This window comes from Acetobacter oryzifermentans, assembly GCF_001628715.1.
GTDB classification, from domain to species: Bacteria; Pseudomonadota; Alphaproteobacteria; order Acetobacterales; family Acetobacteraceae; genus Acetobacter; species Acetobacter oryzifermentans.
In genome coordinates, this window is the sequence record NZ_CP011120.1 from 2,292,453 (window position 1) to 2,313,886 (window position 21,434).

Annotated in this window: 20 protein-coding genes, 1 tRNA gene and 2 pseudogenes; 14 read left to right on the forward strand and 9 right to left on the reverse strand. The window is 48.8% G+C overall.

What is annotated here, in order from left to right:
* The first annotated feature begins 103 nt into the window (after nt 1–103).
* From polA to WG31_RS10830, 3 genes are all read left to right on the forward strand, one after another.
* Nucleotides 104–2,908, forward strand: coding sequence for a DNA polymerase I (gene polA, locus WG31_RS10820; RefSeq protein ID WP_063354523.1), 2,805 nt, complete (start codon nt 104–106; stop codon nt 2,906–2,908).
* A 4-nt stretch (nt 2,909–2,912) separates the two neighbouring features.
* Nucleotides 2,913–3,533 carry an SCO family protein gene (locus WG31_RS10825; RefSeq protein WP_006115926.1) on the forward strand — a complete coding sequence of 207 codons (621 nt, stop codon included), beginning with the start codon at nt 2,913–2,915 and terminating at the stop codon, nt 3,531–3,533.
* Between the two features lie 98 nt (nt 3,534–3,631).
* Complete coding sequence (locus WG31_RS10830) at nt 3,632–4,378, forward strand: lysophospholipid acyltransferase family protein (protein ID WP_063354524.1); 747 nt, start codon at nt 3,632–3,634, stop codon at nt 4,376–4,378.
* A gap of 68 nt (nt 4,379–4,446) precedes the next feature.
* On the opposite strand, the gene proP is transcribed toward WG31_RS10830, so the two are convergent.
* On the reverse strand, nt 4,447–5,907 hold the full coding sequence (gene proP / locus WG31_RS10835) for a glycine betaine/L-proline transporter ProP (RefSeq protein WP_035353333.1): 1,461 nt from the start codon (nt 5,905–5,907) through the stop codon (nt 4,447–4,449).
* 349 nt (nt 5,908–6,256) lie between these two features.
* Here proP and WG31_RS10840 point away from each other — a divergent pair, with 349 nt between their 5' ends.
* A complete protein-coding gene (locus WG31_RS10840) occupies nt 6,257–6,589 on the forward strand; it encodes a hypothetical protein (protein ID WP_063354525.1) in 333 nt (110 codons plus the stop codon).
* Nucleotides 6,590–6,786: 197 nt separating this feature from the next.
* Here the strand turns inward: WG31_RS10840 and cydB are convergent, their stop codons facing one another.
* From cydB to WG31_RS10855, 3 genes are all read right to left on the reverse strand, one after another.
* Complete coding sequence (gene cydB, locus WG31_RS10845) at nt 6,787–7,803, reverse strand: cytochrome d ubiquinol oxidase subunit II (RefSeq protein ID WP_063354526.1); 1,017 nt, start codon at nt 7,801–7,803, stop codon at nt 6,787–6,789.
* A gap of 5 nt (nt 7,804–7,808) precedes the next feature.
* Nucleotides 7,809–9,242, reverse strand: coding sequence for a cytochrome ubiquinol oxidase subunit I (locus tag WG31_RS10850; protein ID WP_063354527.1), 1,434 nt, complete (start codon nt 9,240–9,242; stop codon nt 7,809–7,811).
* A gap of 291 nt (nt 9,243–9,533) precedes the next feature.
* Nucleotides 9,534–10,330, reverse strand: a protein-coding gene (locus WG31_RS10855; protein WP_197051022.1) for an IS5 family transposase whose coding sequence is annotated in 2 segments (ribosomal slippage) — nt 9,534–9,991 and nt 9,991–10,330 — 798 coding nt in all. Because the reading frame shifts where the segments join, the coding sequence is not laid out codon by codon here.
* A 92-nt stretch (nt 10,331–10,422) separates the two neighbouring features.
* On the opposite strand from WG31_RS10855, the gene WG31_RS10860 reads away from it, so the two are divergent.
* The 4 genes from WG31_RS10860 to WG31_RS10875 all read left to right on the forward strand — a co-directional run bounded on the left by WG31_RS10860 (nt 10,423) and on the right by WG31_RS10875 (nt 15,165).
* Entirely contained in the window at nt 10,423–11,454 is a 1,032-nt protein-coding gene (locus WG31_RS10860; RefSeq protein WP_035353389.1) for a Dyp-type peroxidase, read from the forward strand.
* A 1-nt stretch (nt 11,455) separates the two neighbouring features.
* Nucleotides 11,456–12,250: a family 1 encapsulin nanocompartment shell protein gene (locus WG31_RS10865; RefSeq protein WP_063354528.1), complete on the forward strand. Its 795-nt coding sequence runs from the start codon at nt 11,456–11,458 to the stop codon at nt 12,248–12,250.
* Nucleotides 12,251–12,682: 432 nt separating this feature from the next.
* The gene (locus WG31_RS10870; RefSeq protein ID WP_408736577.1) at nt 12,683–14,173 is read left to right on the forward strand and encodes an amino acid permease; all 1,491 of its coding nucleotides are present in this window, start codon (nt 12,683–12,685) and stop codon (nt 14,171–14,173) included.
* Nucleotides 14,173–15,165 (forward strand): hypothetical protein, encoded by a 993-nt coding sequence (locus WG31_RS10875; protein WP_209439346.1) that lies wholly within the window; start codon nt 14,173–14,175, stop codon nt 15,163–15,165. Before WG31_RS10870 ends, WG31_RS10875 begins: the two co-directional genes overlap by 1 nt.
* Before the next feature lie 88 nt (nt 15,166–15,253).
* On the opposite strand, the pseudogene WG31_RS10880 reads toward WG31_RS10875, so the two are convergent.
* A pseudogene (locus WG31_RS10880) lies at nt 15,254–15,499 on the reverse strand (dihydropyrimidinase); the annotation flags it as partial.
* A gap of 128 nt (nt 15,500–15,627) precedes the next feature.
* Here WG31_RS10880 and WG31_RS15080 point away from each other — a divergent pair.
* Nucleotides 15,628–15,870 (forward strand): annotated as a pseudogene (locus WG31_RS15080) (cytosine permease); the annotation flags it as partial.
* Between the two features lie 105 nt (nt 15,871–15,975).
* On the opposite strand, the gene WG31_RS10885 reads toward WG31_RS15080, so the two are convergent.
* The 4 genes from WG31_RS10885 to WG31_RS10900 all read right to left on the reverse strand — a co-directional run bounded on the left by WG31_RS10885 (nt 15,976) and on the right by WG31_RS10900 (nt 17,860).
* Nucleotides 15,976–16,066, reverse strand: a tRNA-Ser gene (locus WG31_RS10885).
* A 71-nt stretch (nt 16,067–16,137) separates the two neighbouring features.
* Entirely contained in the window at nt 16,138–16,779 is a 642-nt protein-coding gene (locus tag WG31_RS10890; protein ID WP_063354530.1) for a phosphoribosylanthranilate isomerase, read from the reverse strand.
* A 27-nt stretch (nt 16,780–16,806) separates the two neighbouring features.
* Nucleotides 16,807–17,520, reverse strand: coding sequence for an orotidine-5'-phosphate decarboxylase (pyrF, locus tag WG31_RS10895; RefSeq protein WP_063354531.1), 714 nt, complete (start codon nt 17,518–17,520; stop codon nt 16,807–16,809).
* Nucleotides 17,513–17,860, reverse strand: coding sequence for a lipopolysaccharide assembly protein LapA domain-containing protein (locus WG31_RS10900; protein ID WP_035353319.1), 348 nt, complete (start codon nt 17,858–17,860; stop codon nt 17,513–17,515). Before WG31_RS10900 ends, pyrF begins: the two co-directional genes overlap by 8 nt.
* Before the next feature lie 256 nt (nt 17,861–18,116).
* On the opposite strand from WG31_RS10900, the gene WG31_RS10905 reads away from it, so the two are divergent.
* The 5 genes from WG31_RS10905 to WG31_RS10925 are packed head-to-tail and all read left to right on the forward strand — an operon-like array spanning nt 18,117 to nt 21,431.
* Complete coding sequence (locus WG31_RS10905) at nt 18,117–18,611, forward strand: protein-export chaperone SecB (protein WP_006115915.1); 495 nt, start codon at nt 18,117–18,119, stop codon at nt 18,609–18,611.
* Between the two features lie 54 nt (nt 18,612–18,665).
* On the forward strand, nt 18,666–19,328 hold the full coding sequence (locus WG31_RS10910) for a hypothetical protein (RefSeq protein ID WP_063354532.1): 663 nt from the start codon (nt 18,666–18,668) through the stop codon (nt 19,326–19,328).
* Nucleotides 19,329–19,382: 54 nt separating this feature from the next.
* Nucleotides 19,383–20,354, forward strand: coding sequence for a 4-hydroxythreonine-4-phosphate dehydrogenase PdxA (gene pdxA / locus WG31_RS10915; protein WP_063354533.1), 972 nt, complete (start codon nt 19,383–19,385; stop codon nt 20,352–20,354).
* Complete coding sequence (locus tag WG31_RS10920) at nt 20,351–21,073, forward strand: pyridoxine 5'-phosphate synthase (protein ID WP_006115912.1); 723 nt, start codon at nt 20,351–20,353, stop codon at nt 21,071–21,073. The genes pdxA and WG31_RS10920 overlap by 4 nt, the downstream gene beginning before the upstream one ends.
* A 1-nt stretch (nt 21,074) precedes the next feature.
* Nucleotides 21,075–21,431 (forward strand): DUF6476 family protein, encoded by a 357-nt coding sequence (locus WG31_RS10925; protein WP_063354534.1) that lies wholly within the window; start codon nt 21,075–21,077, stop codon nt 21,429–21,431.
* The last annotated feature ends 3 nt before the right edge of the window (nt 21,432–21,434 follow it).

Here is a 21,434-nt window from a genome sequence, read left to right on the forward strand (position 1 = left end):
AGAAAGCCAGGTGCCCAGTGCTGGACATCAAAACCCAAGGGGCATATCCAAACCCTATGGCTTTCTTTCTGCCTTCCCTTCCGCTTACACGGTTTGCATCAGTATGACAGAAACACCCCATCTGGTTCTGGTAGATGGCAGCGGCTTTATTTTCCGCGCCTTTCATGCCCTCCCGCCCATGACCAGCCCAGAAGGTGTGCCCGTAAATGCCGTTTACGGCTTTACCACCATGCTGGCTCGTTTGCTTAAAGACCATGTAGGCACCCATCTGGCTGTGTTATTTGATGCCAGCCGCCAGACATTCCGTTCAGAAATTTATCCGCAGTATAAAGCACACCGGCCCGAACCGCCTGAAGACCTGCGCCCCCAGTTCAGCCTGATCAGGGAGGCCACACAGGCCTTCAATGTGCCGGGCATCGAACTGCCCGGATGGGAAGCAGACGATCTTATTGCATCCTACGCAACAGCCATTCGGGCACAGGGCGGTACCTGCACCATTGTTTCTTCAGACAAAGATCTCATGCAGTTGGTGGGGGATGGCGTTTGCATGCTGGACCCAATCAAGCAAACACCTGTTGGTCCTGCAGAAGTGGAAACCAAATTTGGGGTGCCGCCTACAAAAGTAGTGGATGTGCAGGCCCTGATGGGAGACCCCACAGATAACGTTCCCGGTGTGCCCGGTATTGGCCCCAAAACAGCAGCCGCCCTTGTGCAGGAATATGGCACACTGGAAGCTGTTTTGAATGCCGCGCCGGAAATGAAAAAATCCAAGCGGCGTGACATGCTGATTGAACACGCCGAAGCCGCTCGCGTTTCTCTGCAATTGGTAACACTTGCTACAGATGTTCCCCTCCCCGTGCCGGTGGATGAGCTCAACACGCGTGAGCCAGACATGCTAATGCTGGCAGACTGGCTAGACCGCATGGGCTTTCGTTCCATCCTCAGCCGTATGGGGCTTGGGCATCCCTCTGGCGCCCACGCACATCGTGCAGCAAAAAAAGTGGCTGCAGCATCTATTGCCGGAGCCACCACGCCTGCTGCTGATGCCGCGCCAACCACCGATGCTTCTGTGCTTTCTGCGACATATCATGACTATGAAACCGTACGCACAGCAGAAGCTTTGCAAAAATGGATCAGCACAGCGCAGGAAGCCGGTATCTGTGCCGTTGATACAGAAACAGATGGGTTAGACCCGCTGGCGGCTAATATTGTTGGGTTTTCTATTGCAACGGCTCCGGGCAAAGCCTGCTATGTGCCATTAAAACATGAAGGCACTCTGGAAGCTCCCACGGGTGAACAACTTGCAGTTGATGCGGCCCTTAAACTTCTGGCACCACTTTTGCAGGATGATGCCGTTTTAAAGATCTTCCATAACGCCAAGTTTGATCTGCTCATTCTGGATCATGCGGGCATTCCGCTTTCCAGCATCACCGCTGTTGATGACACTATGCTAATCTCTTACAGCCAGTCTGCCGGGTTGCATGGGCAAGGGATGGATGAGCTTTCTAACCTGCATTTAAACCATACGCCCATTACGTATGACAGTGTGACCGGCACAGGCCGTAACCGCGTGCCTTTTGCGCAAGTTCCTGTTGAAACAGCTACCAAATATGCGGCTGAAGATGCCGATGTAACCTTGCGCCTCTGGTATGTGCTGCACCCCACGCTGCGCACCAACAAGGCACTGGCACTTTATGAACAGATTGAACGCCCGCTTTCAGTTATTCTGGCCGATATGGAAAAAGCTGGCATTGCTATAGATCGTACAGAGCTTGACCGGCTTTCCAAAGATTTTGAAGTCCGTATGCAGGGCATGGAAAACGATATTTACGAAGCCGCCGGGCGACAGTTCAATATCGGCTCCCCCAAACAATTGGGGGAAATCCTGTTTGACGAAATGGGCCTGAAGGGTGGCAAACGCGGCAAGGCCGGAGCGTGGAGCACAGATTCCTCTGTATTGCAGAATCTAGCCGACCAAGGGCATGATCTGCCTGCGCGTATTTTAGCATGGAGACAACTTGCCAAGCTGAAATCCACTTATACGGATGCGCTCTTGCGCCAAGCCGGGCGGGATGACCGCGTGCATACATCTTTCCAAATGGCTATCACCTCCACCGGGCGCTTATCTTCGACTGATCCCAACCTGCAAAATATTCCAGTGCGAACGGAAGAAGGCACACGCATCCGGCAGGCCTTTATTGCGCCATCTGGCAAGAAGCTAATTTCTGCTGACTATTCGCAAATCGAACTGCGGCTACTGGCCGATGTTGCCAATATTCCTGCATTGCGTGAAGCTTTTCAGCTCGGGCAGGATATTCACGCCCGCACGGCATCGGAAGTGTTCAATATCCCACTTGAGGGTATGGATGCCCTTACGCGACGGCGCGCGAAAGCCATTAATTTTGGCATTATTTACGGCATTTCAGCCTTTGGGCTAGGCAAACAGCTTGGCATTCCTGCTGGTGAAGCGCGCACTTATATAGATGCCTATTTTGCCCGTTACCCCGGCATTCGTGATTACATGGAACGTATGCGGGAAGAAGCACGTACCCATGGCTATGTTCTCACACCTTTTGGCCGCCGCTGCTATGTGCCGGGCATTCATGAAAAAAGTGCTGCCAGACGCCAATATGCCGAGCGACAAGCTATCAATGCTCCCTTACAAGGTGGTGCTGCAGATATTATAAAACGCGCCATGGTTCATTTGCCACTGGCTCTACAAAAAGCAGGCTTTGGCGCAACACGCATGCTCCTGCAGGTGCATGATGAACTGTTATTTGAAACAGATGAATCAGACGCTGAAGCTGTGGCAGAAATTATTAAAAACGTTATGGAAGCAGCAGCAGATCTTGCTGTTCCGCTGGTTGTAGAAACCGGAATAGGCCAAAATTGGGCGGAGGCACATTAAGACCATGACACCGGCTGGAAAACGTATAGCCCTCATGACCTTTGGCGTGCTGGCTCTGGCAGCCGCCGGAGGCTACACGGCCACTCACCTGGCCTTAAAACACGGCGTGCAACTAAACACTTATGGTAACGAGGTGGGAGGTTCCTTCCGCCTGATGGATTCCACAACTGGCACCATGACGGATCAGACCTTCCGTAACCGTTGGATGCTTGTTCTGTTTGGCGCCACACACTGCGCAGAAGACGCCTGCGCCCCAGCCCTGCGCAATATGTCTGCCGCATTGGATCAGGTAGAAGGTGGCAGGCACAATGCTGTTATCATTTTTGTAAGCCTTGACCCAGACAGAGATGATGCAGAGCGCCTGCGCCAATATGGTGAAAGTATTGGCCCGCGCATTGTAAGCGGCACAGCAGCGCCCTTTGCTTTGGCTGATCTGGCAAAGGAATATCATGCCCCTATCGAAAAGGTGCCTGATCCTGAATGGACATATACCATGCGGATGTCTCCACAGTTTGTGGTGATGGGGCCGGAGGTGCGTTATAAGGGAATGGTTGATGCCCGTGCAGATAGCGCCCATATGGCAGCGGATCTACGCCGTATTATGCAATCTCAGAACGGTGAATAATCTACTCTAAATATACATGACGCCATGCCCTCTATAGCGTGGCGTCATGTATATGTTCTGCATGTCTTTTCTTCTTGCCAGAGCTGTACTGTATTCTCATGTCATTGTTTTCAAAACTTGGTACCAGCTTACGGTTTTATGCATCACTTGCCGTTATTGGTATTATTTTTCTGGCGCTGGATGCAGGATCTTTCCTTCTTCGGCACGCTTTGCCAGAAGGGCCAAAACGCCGCAAAATAGGCCAAGCATGGCTATGTTTCATGGCACGGCTTGCCGTGCGTTATCTTGAAGCTGCCGATATTTTGAAATGTGATCTAACAGAACTCAATACACTTAAAAACGTTCCCAACATCATACTGGTTGCCAACCATCCTTCACGGTTGGATAGCCTTATTCTGGCCTCTGCCTTGCCGCATCTGGTTTGCGTTACCAAAGCCTCCATCTGGGAACGCCCAACTTTGGGCAGTACATTACGCACTGCGGGCTATATCCGGCATGATAGTCTTTTGCGGCTCATTGGCCCTGCCTCTGAACGTCTGCAAGAAGGCAATCAATTACTATTGTTTCCTGAGGGCACGCGCTCCCGCGCAGGAACAGAACCCAGCCCCATGCAGCCAGGCTTTGCTGCTATTGCCCAACGCACACGCCTGCCAGTGCAGACCATTTTGATCAAAACAGATTCACCCTATCTTTCGCAGGGTTGGTCTTTTCTAAAACAGCCGCCCCTCCCCATGCGTTACCAGATACAAACTGGCCCGTGCTTTCCCGCTCCTACCAGAGATGAAGCCAGTGGGCGCGCATTACTTGAGACTGTTGAAAACTGGCTGAAAGACCATCTAACTTAAATGCAAAACAGGCCCAGCATGAGAGTTTCATGCTGGGCCTGCATCCTACGAAGTGTTCCTACTTTACCTTATTCCTGAGGAATAGACGGTAACGTAGAATCCACTGTGATAGGGTGATCCCCCTGAAGGATCTTTTTAACTTCAGCCTCGCTTCCCACTGCGGGTGGTGATCCACGCAAAGGCATACAGGCGGTTTCCTTTACTGTCAGCATTGTCACAATACCAATACCCCCTGCAAACATGAGATAATATGCAGGCATTAGCAAATTACCCGTATGCCCAACCAGCCATGCTGTTACCAGCGGTGTTGTGCCGCCAAACATTGAAACAGATACGTTAAACGCCATAGAAAGCGCCGTATATCTGATCGGGGTATAAAAAAGTGCTGGCAGAGTAGAAGGCATACTGCTGGTAAAACAAACAAGTGCTAGGCCAAGAAGCATCAAACCCAAAAAGATCAACCAATCATTTCCGCTCTGCAACAGCAGAACAGAAGGAATAGAGAGAACCAAAAGGGCAACACAGGCCCCAATAATCATTGGTCGGCGGCCTAGTTTATCGCTTAAATACCCACCCATAACATTCAGTGGCATCATCATCAGCATGACAATGATAATCAGCAAAAGCCCTTTGCTTTCGGCGTATCCCAAAGCAACCGTCAAATAGCTGGGAATGTACGTCAGCAACATGTAATCGGTTACGTTAAATACCAGAACAAGACCCATACACTTTAGCAACTGCCGCCAATGCACACGCAGCAGTTCACCCCAACCGGGCTTTTCATCATCCCGCTGCGCGGCCTGTTCGGCGTATGCCTGAAAAGCTGGCGTTTCTTCTAGCCGGGAGCGCATATACACACCCAAAAGCCCTAGTGGGCCTGCAATTAAAAAAGGAATACGCCATCCCCATTGCAGCATGGCCGTATGGCTAAGGCCAATCTGCAAAGCTGTTACAATACCAGCACCTGCCACATAACCAGCCAGAGTACCAAACTCCAGCCAACTCCCCATAAGCCCCCGATTTTTATCGGTCGAATATTCCGCAATAAAGGTGGCTGCCCCGGCATATTCACCGCCAGTTGAGAACCCCTGCACCAAACGGGCCAGCAACAATAGCAAAGGCGCCCATAAACCAATTTGAGCATAAGACGGGATAAGGCCAATGGAGAAAGTGCCGATTGCCATTGCAATCATTGTAAAAGCCAGAACTTTCTGGCGGCCGTACTTATCTCCCAGCGGTCCAAAAACCATACCGCCAAGAGGCCGCACCAAAAATGCTACGGTAAACGTAGCAAAAGTTGCAATCAGACGGGAGGCAGCATCATCCGATGGAAAAAAGACCTGCCCCAGTGTGACAGCAATATAGCCATAGACACCAAAGTCGAACCACTCCATGGCATTACCCAAAGCAGCCGCGCCTACTGCCTTGTTTAACATCTGGGCATCAACAACAGTAATGTCCTGCGGCTTCATCTGTTTACGGCGCTTAAACCAACCAAAATGCGCGTGCGCCGTTCCAGAATCTTTCATAAAATATTTCCTCACCTCTTATTTCATACGTAATGTGCATCTAAAATATTATCATTATGCAGAAATTTATTCAATATTTTTCTAAGTTATACTATTTTATGATATTCCATACGATATATTCATTTATATATTTAAAATCAATACTTTAAATTACCCAAATAAATCCAGATTATATAAAACAAACCGATAGATCAGAGACGAAATACCAATACGAAGGTTGCATTTTTGAATGAAAAAATTTTGCGCTCCCAGAGGAACATCTCATAGTCATGAGTGGTTATAAGAAGGCTTCTGTTTTGATAGGCCCATCATCTCTCACCTGCCTATACTCAGCAAAGAGAAAGCCCTCATGTCACGCATAAACCAAATCATATATACTGGAATGGCTTTGGGATGCCTGATACTGCCAGCTTTGGCGCATAGCGCTCCTAAACTGCAGAAGCCTACCCCCATGCCGCAATCTTCCATTTATTCTGATGGAACGGGTAATAATATGGTCGACAAGCTTAATAACGCTCAGCTCGATCAAAATTACCGGGGGCCTTACTACTTTCCTGGGCAAAAAATCCCGCCTTTTAAAAGCACACCACGCAATCAATTAGAAAATGCTGAAGATTTTTCTAAAACAGACAAAAATAATCCTGTAAAACAACAAAGAGAAAATACTGCTATCTCAAAATAAAATACACTCGTTAAGATATTCCCCTATTTGTAATTTAAAATAGGGGAAATTAAAGCCTAATTTATTTCGGTATTATCAAGTGTAACAAAGAAGCCCCAGCAACAAATACTATGGTGCTCAGTGTCCAGATCGCTACAAACCATCCAATCCGTGCCCCAATATTTTTTGGGGCACCATCTCCATTTCCCTGAACAATTTTAGTGATAGCCATCTGTTTCCGTTACCTTTCCGCGAAACACACGATAGGAATAAATTGTGTAGGTTAGGATAATTGGCAGCAGAATAACTGTGCCAACAAGCTGGAACAATTGGCTACTTGGGGGAGCGGACACATCCCAAAGCGTCAGACCCGGCGGAACAATATAAGGCCAAACCGTAATCCCCAAACCAGAAAGGCATAAAAAGAACCAGCCCAGAGCACATAAAAATGGACCCTTGGAATGCTCATGCCGCAAACCACGTACAAACAGCCCCCCCAACACAGCTACAAGAATTGGCACAGGAAGAACGAGAACGACATTTGGCCAATCTGTCCAACGGCGTAAATAAGGTGCATGCAAAAGTGGTGTCCAAAGACTTACTGCAATAATCCCCAGAAACAGCCCTATGGCCAATTTACTGGCCCAACGGCGGCAAGAAGCTTCCAGCACTCCGGTAGTGCGCCAGATCAGCCAAGTTGCCCCCAACAGGGCATAACCACACATCACGGCTATACCGCATAGAATACTAAACGGCGTCAGCCAATCAAACGCGCTTCCGGCAAAAGCTCCATCAACAACTTTTACGCCCTGAACAACACCTCCAAGAATGGCACCCTGACAGAACGCCGCAATACCAGACCCAAGCATGAAACCAACATTCCACAATGTCTCACGGCCTGTGCCATGCGTCATGACCCGGAATTCAAATGCCACACCACGAAAAATCAGCGCCAACAACATAAGAATGATCGGGAGGTAAAATGCTGGCAGAAGCGTGCCATACGCCCCGGGAAATACGCCGTAAAGCACAGCCCCACCAAGTACCATCCATGTTTCATTACCATCCCATACCGGCGCAATGGTGCTGACCATTACATTCCGGCGGCCTGGGTCCCGCTCCAATGCAAACAGCATACCAATACCAAGATCAAAACCATCCAGAATGACGTAGATCGAAATAGCCGCCACCAAGATAACGGCCCATATAACCGGGAGCCAATATGTAAGATCCATTGTGCTCAAGCTCCTTTACCAGAAGAAGATTCAATAACTTCCGGATGCATGCGTTCTGCCAAAATATCGGATGCATTTGCGGAACTTGCTTCTGGCTCTCCCTCTTGCGGCTCATGCCCTAATTGGCGCACCAAAATGCCAATGCCAGACCCAAACACAATGACATACACCACAACAAAAGCTGTCATTGTTACAGCCATACTTGGCAGCATAATTGGTGAAACGCTCTGTGATGTTCTTAAAAGACCATAAACAGTCCAAGGCTGCCGCCCCACTTCCGTGGTAACCCAACCGCAGAGCAGGGCCAGAAAACCAGCCGGAGCCATACACACCGCAACACGATGAAACACAGCATTTGTAAACAAGGTGCGTGTGCGCCGCAGCCACAGAGACCAAAAGCCAACCAGCATCATGAGCACACCAAGCGCAACCATGATACGAAAGGAAAAGAAAATAACCTGTGAAGGTGGACGTTGATCGCGCGGGAAGTCTTTTAGCCCCGGCACTTTACCTTCCAGACTATGTGTTAAAATCAGGGAACCCAGCAGCGGAACTCTTACTGCATAATCCGTGTGCTCGGTTTTCATGTTGGGGATGCCAAACAAAAGCTCTGGCGCGCGGGACGTGGAATCCCAATCCCCTTCCATAGCTGCAATTTTTGCTGGCTGATATTTCAGGGTATTCAGGCCATGCGCGTCACCCGCCATAATCTGTAGCGGGGCCACAATAGCTGCCATCCACATGGCCATGGAAAACATGGTGCGCACTGGAGCCGTGGCCGCTTTTCCTTCACGCCGTGCCTTAAGCATGTGCCACGCACCTGTTGCGCCAACAATAAAGGCAACAGACAAAAAGGCTGCCAACCCCATATGTACCAGCCGGAAAGGGAAGGACGGATTAAAAATAATAGCCAGCCAATCTGCTGGCAAAAAACGCCCAGTTGCGGGGTCTATCATATAGCCACGTGGCGTTTGCATCCATGAGTTGGAAGAAAGAATCCACGTCATGGAAATTAAAGTGCCTATAGATACGCAGCATGTGGCGGCAAAGTGCAGTTTACGCCCCACCTTGTTCATGCCGAACAGCATGATGCCTAGAAATCCGGCTTCAAGAAAAAATGCTGTCATCACTTCATAAGACAAAAGGACCCCGGTAATGGGGCCTGCCTTTTGAGAAAAAACCGACCAGTTCGTGCCGAATTCATACGACATCACCAGACCGGACACGACACCCATACCAAAAACGATCGAAAATACCTTAATCCAGTATCGATACAGATCAAGAAAAACAGAACGTCCGGTTTTCAACCAGCATCCTTCCAATACAGCCAAGTAAGCTGCCAGCCCGATTGAAAAGGCCGGAAAGATGATATGAACACCTACAGTAAAGGCAAACTGGAAGCGCGCCAAAAGAAGCGCAATATCATGCGCAGGTTGCATAGGTTCTTTCCAAACTTATAATTAGTGGTATTTTGACCGAAAATTGACATTGGATAGCAACAAAAATTCTATCTATACGCCATAAATGCTATAATTACGCATTATGCACCGGAAACAACACCTCCATGATTTGGTATTTAAAATAAATCAACAGAAAATGTTCGTCCAAGACCTTTTGTTTATCTTATGATAAAAGATACTTATCATGAAAATTTATTATCCGATGGATGCGTTTATTTGATACCACCTTCCATCTTGCCTCAAATACTCATCTGCCTATGCTAGGGCCTGTTAGAGCTTGATCCAGTCTGCTGCGGCAGCGATGTGGATGACCGCGAGGAACGACGTTGCTGTTTTTTCATATCTGGTTGCGACAGCGCGCCACTCCTTGAGGCGAGCCCAGAGGTTCTCAACGAGATGCCGACACCGATAGGCCCATTTGGGGCAGGCGACCGGGCCATCGCGTCGTTTCGCAGGAATGGCTGGCCGTGCTCCCATGTCCCATATCCGTTCACGCATGGCGTTCGACGCGTAGCCCTTGTCCGCTACTACCCACAGGGGAGTGGCGGGAAGGCTGTCGAGCATGGCTGGTGCCAGAGGCAGTTCATGAGCCTGTCCAGGGGCCAGCGCAAAACCGAAGGCTTTTCCATGTCCATCAGCGATCACGCAGACTTTTGTGCCATAGCCACCGCGAGAGCGGCCAAGTGCTTCACGATGGTCTCGCTCTTCGAAAGAGGCCCCTTTTTTTGGGCTCCCGCCGCTTTGTGGTGAGCCCTGATGTTTGTGCCATCCAGAAAAGTCATTCCGAATGCCACTCCCTGTTGTTCCTGAACCAGTGCGAGCAGCCGCTCCCATACGCCGAGCTTCGCCCAGCGGATGAAAAGCTGCGCAGCCCGCCACCACGGACCCAGTTCAGCGGGGATACTCCGCCATTTCGCGCCATTCTCATGACGCCAGAAAATCGCTGCTATCGTCCGCCGCAGATCATGTGGCGGCGTCTTGCCCCTCGGGCGAACCTCCTCAATCAGAGGTTCCCAGATCGCCCATGTCTCGTCCGTAAAGGTGCCTGTTCTGTCTCCTTCTTCCATCCCTACAATATGGGAAGAAATTCAAGATCTAACAGGCCCTAGGCATCAGTCGTGATTATATAACGCGTTATGCATTCAGGAGTTCCCTCACAGTGGTTACACCGCAGCCAGTTGATACGAAATTAACACAATCAGCCCTTTTCCTTGTGATGACCCTGAATGATGCCCCTACAGTTCGCACTCAGGTTTTAGATCTCCTTGGCGATATTTCGTCACTTGTGCGAGGTGTCGGGTTTCGTATTCCAGATGGCAAATTAAGTTGTATTACCGGTATTGGATCAAACGCATGGGATCTGCTTTTTGGGGCTCCTCGCCCAAAGGAACTCCACCCCTTTCAGGAAATTAACGGCGTGCACCATGCCCCCTCAACACCGGGAGATCTTCTGTTCCATATCCGTGCCACGCGTATGGATTTATGCTTTGAGATGGCAACAGCCCTAACTTCCCGCTTGGAAGGTGCTGCAACAGTTGTAGATGAAGTGCACGGTTTTAAATATTTTGATGCACGAGATCTGCTCGGTTTTGTTGATGGCACCGAAAATCCAACAGGACAAGCGGCGTTTGCGGCAACAGTTATTGGAGATGAAGATCCATCTTTTACGGGTGGTAGTTACGTTATTGTGCAGAAATACCTGCATGATCTTAAAAAATGGAATGCCATCCCAACTGAAGTTCAGGAACACATCATTGGCCGCAAAAAAGTATCCGACATAGAGTTGCCCGAAGCAGCCAAGCCCAGCTACGCGCACAATGTTCTTACAAACATTGAAGAAAACGGACAGCAACTTCAGATTGTACGTGACAACATGCCTTTTGGAGAAGTGGGTAAAGGAGAGTTTGGCACATACTTTATTGGCTATGCACGTTCTCCTGCACGCACAGAGCAGATGTTACAAAATATGTTTATCGGCAAGCCTCCTGGCAATTACGATAGAATTCTGGATGTAAGCACAGCGGTAACCGGGTCACTTTTCTTCATTCCCACGAGTGACTTCCTTGACGATGCTCCCAACATGAGCACAGAAAATATTCAGGCATCTCCAGAACCTGCATCTGCTTCTCAAAACACAAAACCTCTTCACGGTTCCCTTGGAATTGGATCATTAAACAATAAGGACGCCTGAAATGAACAACCTGCATAAACATCTTGCACCCATTTCCCACGCTGCCTGGGCCGAAATTGAACAGGAAGCTTCTCGCACAATCTGCCGCAATCTGGCCGGACGGCGCGTGGTTGACACACCAGAACCAAAAGGCACAGCATTTTCCAGCGTTGGTACTGGCCGCAATAAACAAATCAGCTCCCTAAGCGATGGCATACAGGCCGTACAGCGCGAAGTGCTTCCCCTTGTGGAACTGCGGGTTCCCTTTACCTTATCGCGCGAAGAAATTGATGCTGTAGAACGTGGCTCTCTGGATTCTGATTGGCAGCCCGTTAAGGATGCTGCCCAGAAAATTGCTTTCGCAGAGGATCGTGCCATTTTTGATGGCTATGCTGCTGCCGGAATTACAGGCATTCGGCAGGGATCATCTAACCCACATACAAAGCTGCCAGCTTCTGCAAAAGATTATCCGCATGCCATTACTGCTGCATTGGATACCTTGCGTCTTGCTGGCGTGAATGGCCCCTATTCTCTTGTTCTCGGCACCAAAGCCTATCAGGCTGTAAGCGGTGGAGATGATGTTGGCTACCCTGTTCTCAAACATATTGAGAGCCTGATTGAAGGTGAACCCATCTGGGCTCCGGCTATTGAAGGTGCTTTTGTTATCTCCAAGCGCGGTGGAGATTTGCAGCTTGATATCGGGCAGGACTTTTCCATCGGTTATCTAAGCCATACGGCAGAAACCGTTGAGCTGTATCTTCAGGAAAGCTTTACTTTCCGCGTGCTTACAAGCGAAGCAACTGTCTGCATCGAGTAACTTTTTGATGAGGTGTCGTGCCATTTACAATAGAATGGTAACGACACCTCACTTAAACGCCTAATAAATATCAGTATTTATCGGCTTTTATAAATTAACTATTTATTCGTATTCAGAAAAAACAAATCTTGATTAAGATATTATAATATATTCTCAACTTTACTATATAATATATAAAAAAATTTTTACTTTGTGGTTTGCATTTTAATTTAAGTAAATTCGATAATACTCACCTATAAAGTCAATTTATATTTAAATAATACATATAAAGTTTATTTTTGTGAAACATTTTATACATTAACTCTATGGTATTTCGATTCTGCAATGACTTCCCTGATCCTGCGATTACTGTTATTGCATTATCGAAACAAGGTGCGTTCCATAAAATATATTGCAGATTTCGCACTGTCTGTTGTCATGGAGATAGAAATTTTGGACACAAAAACTTCTTCATCCCACCCTCTTCAACAGACTTCAGAAGGATACAAACAAGCTTTAGGCAAACGTCAGATCCAAATGATCTCTATCGGAGGCGCTATTGGAACTGGTCTTTTTCTGGGTGCGGGAAGCAGGCTTCAAGCTGTAGGGCCTTCTCTTGCAATAGTTTACCTAGTTTGCGGTATTTTTTCCTTCCTCATGCTCAGAGCACTAGGGGAATTGGTTATGTACCGGCCTACCAGCGGTAGTTTTGTTTCCTATGCGCTGGAATTTCTAGGGCCTCGTGCTTCTTATGTCGCAGGTGCGCTTTCATTCTTTAGTTGGGCCATGACAGGTATTGTCGATATTACTGCCATAGCCCTTTACATGCATTTCTGGGGTGTATTTGCTGCTGTTCCGCAATGGGTTATGGCGTTTATGGCCCTTATGGTTATTACATCAATGAATCTGATTGGTGTAAAATGGTTTGGCGAGATGGAATTCTGGTTCTCGCTTATTAAAGTTGCAGCACTTTTAATTTTTCTTGTTGTTGGAAGTGCTATTTTAGGCCTGCGCGTTCCGATTGATGGACATACGACTGGCCTACAGTTGATTACTGAGCATGGAGGCCTGTTCCCTCATGGGGCACTTCCTGCACTCGCCCTGATGCAAGGCGTTGTATTTGCCTATTTCGGCATTGAGATGATTGGCACTGCCGCTGGTGAATGCCAGAATGTACGCGAAATCCTGCCATCTGCCATTAACAATGTTATCTGGCGGATCATTATTTTTTACGTTGGCACTGTTACTCTCCTTGTGCTGCTTCTGCCATGGTCCTCTTATCAGGCAGGCATTAGCCCATTTGTTACATTTTTTTCCAAACTCGGTATTCCGGGGATGGATTCCGTTATGAACATTGTGGTGCTCACCGCAGCACTCTCCAGTCTAAACTCAGGCCTCTATTCCACAGGCAGAGTACTTCGGGCTCTGGCACTTAACGGTTCCGCACCACGTTACCTATCATATATGAACAAACAATCTGTTCCAGCAGCAGCCATTCTCACAACTGTTGCCATTTATCTGGTTGGTGTTGGATTAAATTACCTGTTGCCATCACAAATTTTCGAAATCGTAATCAACATGGCATCTCTGGGGATTATCAGCACATGGTGCTTTATTCTCTTATGCCAGATCAAATTACGTCAGGCCATTAAGGCAGGTCGTATTGCCCCTACGGGTTTTGCAATGCCCGGTGCCCCTTTTACATCTTGGTTAAGTATTGTGTTTTTCCTTTGCATTTTACTGCTGATGGCACTGGATTACCCAACCGGCACCATGTCTATCGCTGCCATTCCATTATTGGCTCTTGTGCTGATTATTGGGTGGAAGACCTCCGACCAGAAACCACAGAATATTGTTCCACAAACACTCTCCTCTGTGGAACTTACCGATGATGCAGGCTTTCCATGTGCGGAAAACAATCAAGTTTCCAAGGAGCACATTTGATGAGCACTATTTTCAGATATTTTTCTGATAAATCTCTGCGTTTTCTTCTGCCCCTTGCCCTATCTGCCATCACTGTAAGCACATATTCCCAAAGCGCATGCGCAGCCGATCAATGGTACACTGGCTCTCTGGTTTCTCCTTCAGGCCCCCTCTCTAAACAGGGCATGTTTCTTTTAGAACCCTATATGTACTACTCTGTACCTTCAGGTATGATCGGTCCGCACAATAACAATGTGCCCATGTCCTCCCCGCGTCAGCAATCGGTTACCAGCTTTACCATTTATCGGTACGCCTTAACGGATTACCTGAGCATTCAGACCACGCCAGCTATCAGCTACCGGTGGAAGCATGGAGATACAACCAGTAGCGGCCTGAAAATTGGAGATGTGCCAGTTGATCTCATGTGGCGCTATCTTACGGCAGATCCCAAACGGTTTATTCCCACACTCAACCTTATTACCGGCGTTTCCTTTCCTACAGGTGATTACTCTCACCTCGGACGCTCACAGGATGGCGTTGGCAGCGGCGTTTACACATATCGCGCAACATTAACTGAACAATCCACATACACCATGCCCAATAACCATGAGTTGCGGTTACGGCTATGGGCAACCTTCCGGCGCGCTCTTAATTCTGCTCATCTAAGAGATGTTACCAGTTATGGTACCACACGCGGTTTTCGCGGCCATGGACAGCCCGGCATGTATGGTGAAGCAGGATTTTCCTTGGAATATGGCATTACACAGCGATGGGTTTTTGCAATTGACGTGGCACGAGATTGGGCTAATGGCACCCGCCTAAAAGGCCATTATGCTTCTGGTTTGAAAGTAGATGAACTGAGTTCCGGTTCGGGAGATTGGCAGGTTGCCCCAGCACTAGAATACAACTGGACACCTAATTATGGCGTTATTGCTGGTGTTTCCGTGTATTATGCGGGACATAACACATCCCGCATTGTATCACCACAATTTGCCTTTAACGCATTATACTAATTAGATTTACAGAACTCAGGTCATTTCCCTTATTCATTATTTTCCTACCCCCCCACTCATGAGTGGGGGGTTTTTCTTCAGCGCCTCAGCCAGTAGCTGTTCCAGTATAAAAATCATCACTTGTAATTGTGCCCATAAAAGGCATTTCCATATGAGTATGCGGGTCTATACCTCCCAGCATTACCAATAACCCCGCAGCATCCACAACATCACAACCCGATGGTGTTTCTATCGTGTTTGCTACATGAGCAATTTTTCCATCTGGGCCACACAGAATGTCTGCTCGCATACTGCCTTCTGCTATAATAAGCGCTCCGCCTTTAACATGAAGCAGGAGAAGACTGCCTTTCTGTTTTCCAATCGTTAAAGGATAAATGATATTTTGTATCGAAATCGTATTTTTATTCTGACTAATTGGTCAATAATATATTTCGTATTCGAATCGTAATGTAGGAAAGCATTATGGATGGAACACATCATAATCGTTTAATAAATGAAGACTTAGCACCATCTGCTACACGCACATGGCAATGGAAAGATTATCTGTTTTTATGGATGTCGGACATTCACAGTGTAGCAGGATACATCATTTTTGGAAGTCTATTCACTTTAGGTCTTCCACTATACGATGTATTTGCAGCCCTACTTTTCGCTATCCTACTCGTACAATTAGCCTGCAACCTTATAGCCGTACCAAGCTTTAGGGCATCGGAAAATATTGTATGTATCTTGTGATACGGAACAACATCACAAAACGCTGTAGCTCTACAGCTCAATTGAACTGACTATTTTTAAGGGGAAATTACGTTATGGCGGAGAGAGAGGGATTCGAACCCTCGGTACGCTATTAACGTACACACGCTTTCCAAGCGTGCGCCTTAAGCCACTCGGCCATCTCTCCGACGCGAGAGAGGTAATAGCAAAATTTTCGGAACAAACAAGACCTAAAGCGGAAAAAATAAAGTTTTTATCTCAACCAACGGCTGAAGTGCGCGCATTATGGATAAAACGCGCAATTGCATCCGGATTCTTAATGCCAGGCGCAGTTTCAACGCCGGATGAAACATCCACCGCTGCTGCTCCGGTTGTTGCAACGGCTTGTCCTACATTTTCGGGATTTAGCCCCCCCGCCAACATCCACAAATAAGCAGGTTTCCAACCATGCAGCATATCCCAGTTCAAGCGCTGCGCATTACCACCCGGGCGTGTTGCATTAACTGGGGGCTTAGGCTCAATCACAAGCCGTTCCACTATGCTTTGTTGTGGCAAGTCAGCCTGTGAGGCAACTGGAATGGATAACCAAACAGGCAGCCCAAACTTGTCTTGTATCTGCACGGCGCGTTCAGGCGTTGTATAAAGCTGCAATATATCTAGATCGACCTGACCCAACACGCGTTCCAAATCAGCATCGTCAGGGCGTACAAAGAGCCCGACTTTCTTGATGCCGTCTGTAACCTGGGCAGCTAAAACCTTTGCCCGCAATGCATTTATATAGCGAGGAGAGCGTTCAAAAAAAACAAAGCCGACCCAATCTGCGCCATATTTCATGCAGGCTTCCAGCCCGGCTTCTTCTGTAATGCCGCAGATTTTTACGCCTGTCCGAACGCTGCTCATAACCTACTCCAGCTATATGCAGCAGATTTATGCTGCCAGTTCCGCAGCAATTGCTGCTGCTGCTGCTGCTGGATCTGCAGCCTGAGTTATGGGTCTTCCCACCACAATCCAGTCTGCTCCGGCAGCGCGTGCTTCCGCAGGCGTCATAACGCGTTTCTGATCACCCTTAGCTGCTCCTGCGGGCCGAATACCTGGCGTTACCAACACAGGCTTGTCACCCAGAGCTTCTCGCAGTGCCTTGAGTTCATGCGCGGAGCAGATCAATCCATCCATCCCGGACTTCATTGCCAGATGCGCCAAGCGCAAAACCTGCGTGCGCGTATCATCCGGCACACCTACTTCTGCCAAGGCCTGATCATCCATACTGGTCAACACAGTTACAGCCAGCAGTAATGGGCGCTCTCCTTCCGGGAAAGCCTCATCACATGCTTTGCGTGCAGCTTTCATCATTTCTGCACCACCAACAGCATGCAGTGTCAGCATACGAGGGCGCAAATGAGAAAGCGCTTTTACAGCGGCTCCCACAGTATTGGGAATGTCGTGCAGCTTAAGATCCAGAAATAAAGGCCTCTGCCCAGCTAGATCTGCCACAGCCTGAAAGCCTGCTGCATAAGCAAATTCCATACCAAGCTTGATAACACCCGCAACACCTTGCACCGCATGCGCCCATGCCTTGGCCTGCGCCGGGTCTTGCGTATCCAACGCCACAATCAAACCTGTTTGCCTTGCTGTATCAGACATGTGGTTCTGCTCCATTTGCAGGCGAAACAGGCGGAGTCGCTATGGCTACGGGCGCTGGGGCCACTGGCATGCTAGATACGGCCTGCACTTGGGCAAGCTGCGCTTCCAGTTCTTTTACATGTTGCTCTGCCTTGCGCGCACGCCGGCGTTGCCTGAATTCTGCCGTCCACAAACAGAAAGCTCCCAGCAAAAAGGCAACAGCAGCTACCAACAGCGCCAACACACCAGCTGAAGACTTCCAGCTATATGTCAGCAACCACATATCGAGCGGATCCTGATTACTGGCACTGAACACCACAAGCGCCAGCAGGAATGGGACAACAATTATCAGCCTGATCATGGCATCAAGTCGTAGCCGTATCACACGCAAAGAACAAGCGACTGGATACCATCAACTGCAAGCTTAATGATAAAATATTTCACACATTTTTAGACCGTTGCCAGAGCTACAACAGAAAAGAAGTTTATTGTGTTTCCTCTCGCCGCAACTGTCTGAATCTGGTAGGGCTGGTGCGGATTATATTGTTTTGCTCATTTTTCCTGAATAATGAGCTATTTTTGTTTGCGACATTACTCCTGAGGATCAGACATCCATCATGAATACCGAAACTGCAGATTCACTTGGCGGCGCATCTCACACATCTCCTGCGCCGTCTGTTATGATGGGAATCCAATATGTTAAATCTGTTGAATTTCAGGTTCTTGGGGCACCAGCTATTTACTCACGCGTAACAGAACGCCCTCACCTTGGTGTTTCTGTAGATGTACGTGCCCATCAAATGGGTGAAAACCAGCCCAACTTTGAAGTTGAACTGATCTTGCGCTGTCAGGGGCACCTTCCTGCACAACGAGAAGGGGAAGAAGTTGTCCCCTTATTTGATGTGAATCTGACTTATGCAGGTATCTTTACGCTGCAACATGCAACAGCAGAAACCTTTGAAACCTTGCTTCTTATAGAAGCACCTCGGCTTCTTTACCCTGCTGCCCGCAACATGCTGGCCACTCTATGCCGGGAAGCAGGCTTCCTACCCGTTATCATGCAGCAGATTGACTTTGCGGCATTGTGGCGCAACCGCCGTGCTGTAGGCTGAAAACAGCATTCAGGCCCTTTGATTTCCATACCTGAAAACGAAAGATGACAGACTATGCCAAGTAAAGCATCCGAAGCTTTATGGTACCCCTTTGACGCAAATTGGTACCGCGCAGAATACGGCGCAATTATGGATGCTCTGTTGTCTTTTTCTGACCATGAGCTTGAACAATGGTACAAGGTCGAAGGGGCATCCTCTGGCCATTCACCCAACAGATATTTCAACGAAGAATGGTACCGGGTAAATTGCTCCGAGGCAGCAGAAGCCATTACAAACGGCACCTGCGTTTCTGGCTTTGAGCATTACTGCAATGGGGGATACAAAAGCTTTTCTCCACATTACCTATTTTCCGAACGGTATTATCTTCAGCGCTACCCCGATATTTCGGAGCAAAATTTGCAAGCTGGCGGTTTTGTAAATGGGTATGACCACTTCCTCCGATCCGGCGATAAGGAAAAGCGTTCGGGCCATCTGTTTTTTGATCCAAACGTCTACATGCAAAACAGACCGACTGACCCAAACCTGAACAGCCTTACGCCATTTATGAACCTGCTGCATTCAGCACACACACTACCCAATTCCATTACGCTGTCTGATCACTTTAATCCTGCATGGTATCGTGCTCTCAGCCCGGATGCAGTTATGGCTGTGGAATATGGTTTTGCACCTAATGTGCTTTATCATTTCCTCAGCACCTTTACGCCTGATCGTTTCTAAGTTTTCCTTTGTGCTTTACAGACCCGTATTTTCCTGCGCTGAAGGAAGAAGCCCATGCTTGCTCTAACACAAGGTGACCCGGCAGGTATTGCGCCTGAAATTACTGTAAAAGCATGGCGCATATTGCGCGAAAGCAAGCTCCCCTTTGTTTTTGTGGGAGACCCTACCCTTCTGGAGCAACATGCCCCATTACAGGCCGTGCGCTATCTGGAACAGGGATCGGATATCTTCTCCCACGCTATTCCCGTGCTCCCCCTCCGACTGGCAACACCTGCCTCTCCCGGAGAGCCAGACCGTCAGAATGCATCCAGTGTTATTGAAAGCATCCGTCTGGCCGTAGAATTAGCCCAGAATGGTGAAGCCTCAGCTATTATCACCAACCCTATCAGCAAAGAGGTTATTCAAAGCGCGGGCTTCAAACATCCGGGGCACACCAGCTATCTGGCAGAACTATGCCATGTGCCTGGACAGGAAGTGATGATGCTGGCTGGGCCCTCTCTCAAGGTTGTGCCTGTTACCGTACATGTCTCCCTCCGGCACGCACTGGAGCAGTTAAATACAGAGTTGATTATTAAAACAGCCCGCACAGTTGCCACTGGGCTAAAACGCGATTTTGGCCTGAAAGCCCCGCGCATTGCCGTGGCCGGATTAAACCCTCATGCGGGAGAAAACGGCTTGATGGGGCATGAGGAACAACAGATTATCATCCCAGCCATTAAAGCCTTACAGAAGGAAGGGCTTAATATTACAGGCCCCATGCCACCAGATACCATGTTCACACCCGCAGCACGCAGCCATTATGATGTGGCTTTGTGCATGTATCATGATCAAGGGCTGATCCCTCTTAAAACACTGGATATGGCAGAAGGTGTGAACGTAACGCTAGGGCTGCCCATTATCCGCACATCGCCCGACCACGGAACAGCCTTTGACATTGCGGGCCAGAACAAGGCAGACCCAAGCAGCCTTGTTGCTGCCATTCGGTTGGCCGCACAGCTTGCGCAAAACAGAAGGAACGCAGCATGACTTCAGCTATCCGGCTTGGCGTCAACATTGATCATGTGGCCACCATTCGCAATGCACGTGGGGGCACATATCCAGACCCCGTTGCTGCGGCCCTGTTAGCTATTCAGGCTGGTGCAGATGGTATTACCGCCCATCTGCGTGAAGATAGGCGCCATATCCGTGATAAAGATTTAGAACGCCTGCGTGCAGAAATTGCGGCTCCCCTTAATATGGAAATGGCTGCAACAGAAGAAATGGTTGGCATAGCCCTTGGCTTGCGCCCCCATGCCTGCTGCCTTGTGCCCGAACGGCGTGAAGAACTAACTACAGAAGGCGGTCTGAACATAGCGGGGCAACTAGAAACACTTACACCAAAGGTGCAAAAACTCGCACAGGCAGGCATCCGTGTTTCACTGTTTATAGATCCCTCCCCCGCACAAATAGAAGCTGCCGCCAAAACAGGCGCACAAGTTGTCGAACTCCACACTGGCGCTTATGCAGAAGGGAAAGCGGGAGAACTGGAACGCCTGCGTGCCGCAGCCATGCAAGCAGCCTCTCTTGGGTTGGAAGTGCATGCTGGCCACGGGCTGACATTTGAAAATGTTGGCCCCATCGCCAGCCTGCCAGAACTGCGAGAACTCAATATTGGGCACTTTCTGATTGGACAGGCTATTTTTGATGGTCTGGCAGCCGTTGTGCAAAGCATGAAACGCCATATTGCAGAAGGCACGGCCCTTTAAGATGGAAGAACCACAGGAATACAAAACACCCAAAGCCTTACTTGTAGCCGTTATTGGCATGGGTGTGCTGATTGTGGTGGGTGTTGTGGTATTGGCAGGCGTACTTATTCATCGCATGAGTAGTAAACCCACTCCGCCCAACCTTCCGCCGGTTGCGCTATCGGATGCGGCTCCATCTGCCAATCTTTCCACGGCACATGCTACATTACCTGCGGGTGAACACCTGTTAAGCGTAACACGCGTGCGGGATAACGTATTGGCCCTGCATGTTACAGAACAGGGGCAAGACCGGATTCTGTTATGGGATGTGCCAACCGGCCAGTTGCGTACCGGGCTGGATATAAACGCGGCACATTAACAC

Coding starts and splice junctions, on each gene's coding strand:
- WG31_RS10920 (WP_006115912.1), top strand. CDS start 20,351: ATGACTTCAGCTATCCGGCTTGGCGTCAACATTGATCATGTGGCCACC.
- WG31_RS10925 (WP_063354534.1), top strand. CDS start 21,075: ATGGAAGAACCACAGGAATACAAAACACCCAAAGCCTTACTTGTAGCC.
- WG31_RS10830 (WP_063354524.1), top strand. CDS start 3,632: ATGTCATTGTTTTCAAAACTTGGTACCAGCTTACGGTTTTATGCATCA.
- WG31_RS10850 (WP_063354527.1), bottom strand. CDS start 9,242: ATGCAACCTGCGCATGATATTGCGCTTCTTTTGGCGCGCTTCCAGTTT.
- pdxA (WP_063354533.1), top strand. CDS start 19,383: ATGCTTGCTCTAACACAAGGTGACCCGGCAGGTATTGCGCCTGAAATT.
- WG31_RS10865 (WP_063354528.1), top strand. CDS start 11,456: ATGAACAACCTGCATAAACATCTTGCACCCATTTCCCACGCTGCCTGG.
- WG31_RS10875 (WP_209439346.1), top strand. CDS start 14,173: ATGAGCACTATTTTCAGATATTTTTCTGATAAATCTCTGCGTTTTCTT.
- WG31_RS10900 (WP_035353319.1), bottom strand. CDS start 17,860: ATGATCAGGCTGATAATTGTTGTCCCATTCCTGCTGGCGCTTGTGGTG.
- proP (WP_035353333.1), bottom strand. CDS start 5,907: ATGAAAGATTCTGGAACGGCGCACGCGCATTTTGGTTGGTTTAAGCGC.
- cydB (WP_063354526.1), bottom strand. CDS start 7,803: ATGGATCTTACATATTGGCTCCCGGTTATATGGGCCGTTATCTTGGTG.
- WG31_RS10840 (WP_063354525.1), top strand. CDS start 6,257: ATGTCACGCATAAACCAAATCATATATACTGGAATGGCTTTGGGATGC.
- polA (WP_063354523.1), top strand. CDS start 104: ATGACAGAAACACCCCATCTGGTTCTGGTAGATGGCAGCGGCTTTATT.
- WG31_RS10890 (WP_063354530.1), bottom strand. CDS start 16,779: ATGAGCAGCGTTCGGACAGGCGTAAAAATCTGCGGCATTACAGAAGAA.
- WG31_RS10905 (WP_006115915.1), top strand. CDS start 18,117: ATGAATACCGAAACTGCAGATTCACTTGGCGGCGCATCTCACACATCT.
- pyrF (WP_063354531.1), bottom strand. CDS start 17,520: ATGTCTGATACAGCAAGGCAAACAGGTTTGATTGTGGCGTTGGATACG.
- WG31_RS10825 (WP_006115926.1), top strand. CDS start 2,913: ATGACACCGGCTGGAAAACGTATAGCCCTCATGACCTTTGGCGTGCTG.
- WG31_RS10910 (WP_063354532.1), top strand. CDS start 18,666: ATGCCAAGTAAAGCATCCGAAGCTTTATGGTACCCCTTTGACGCAAAT.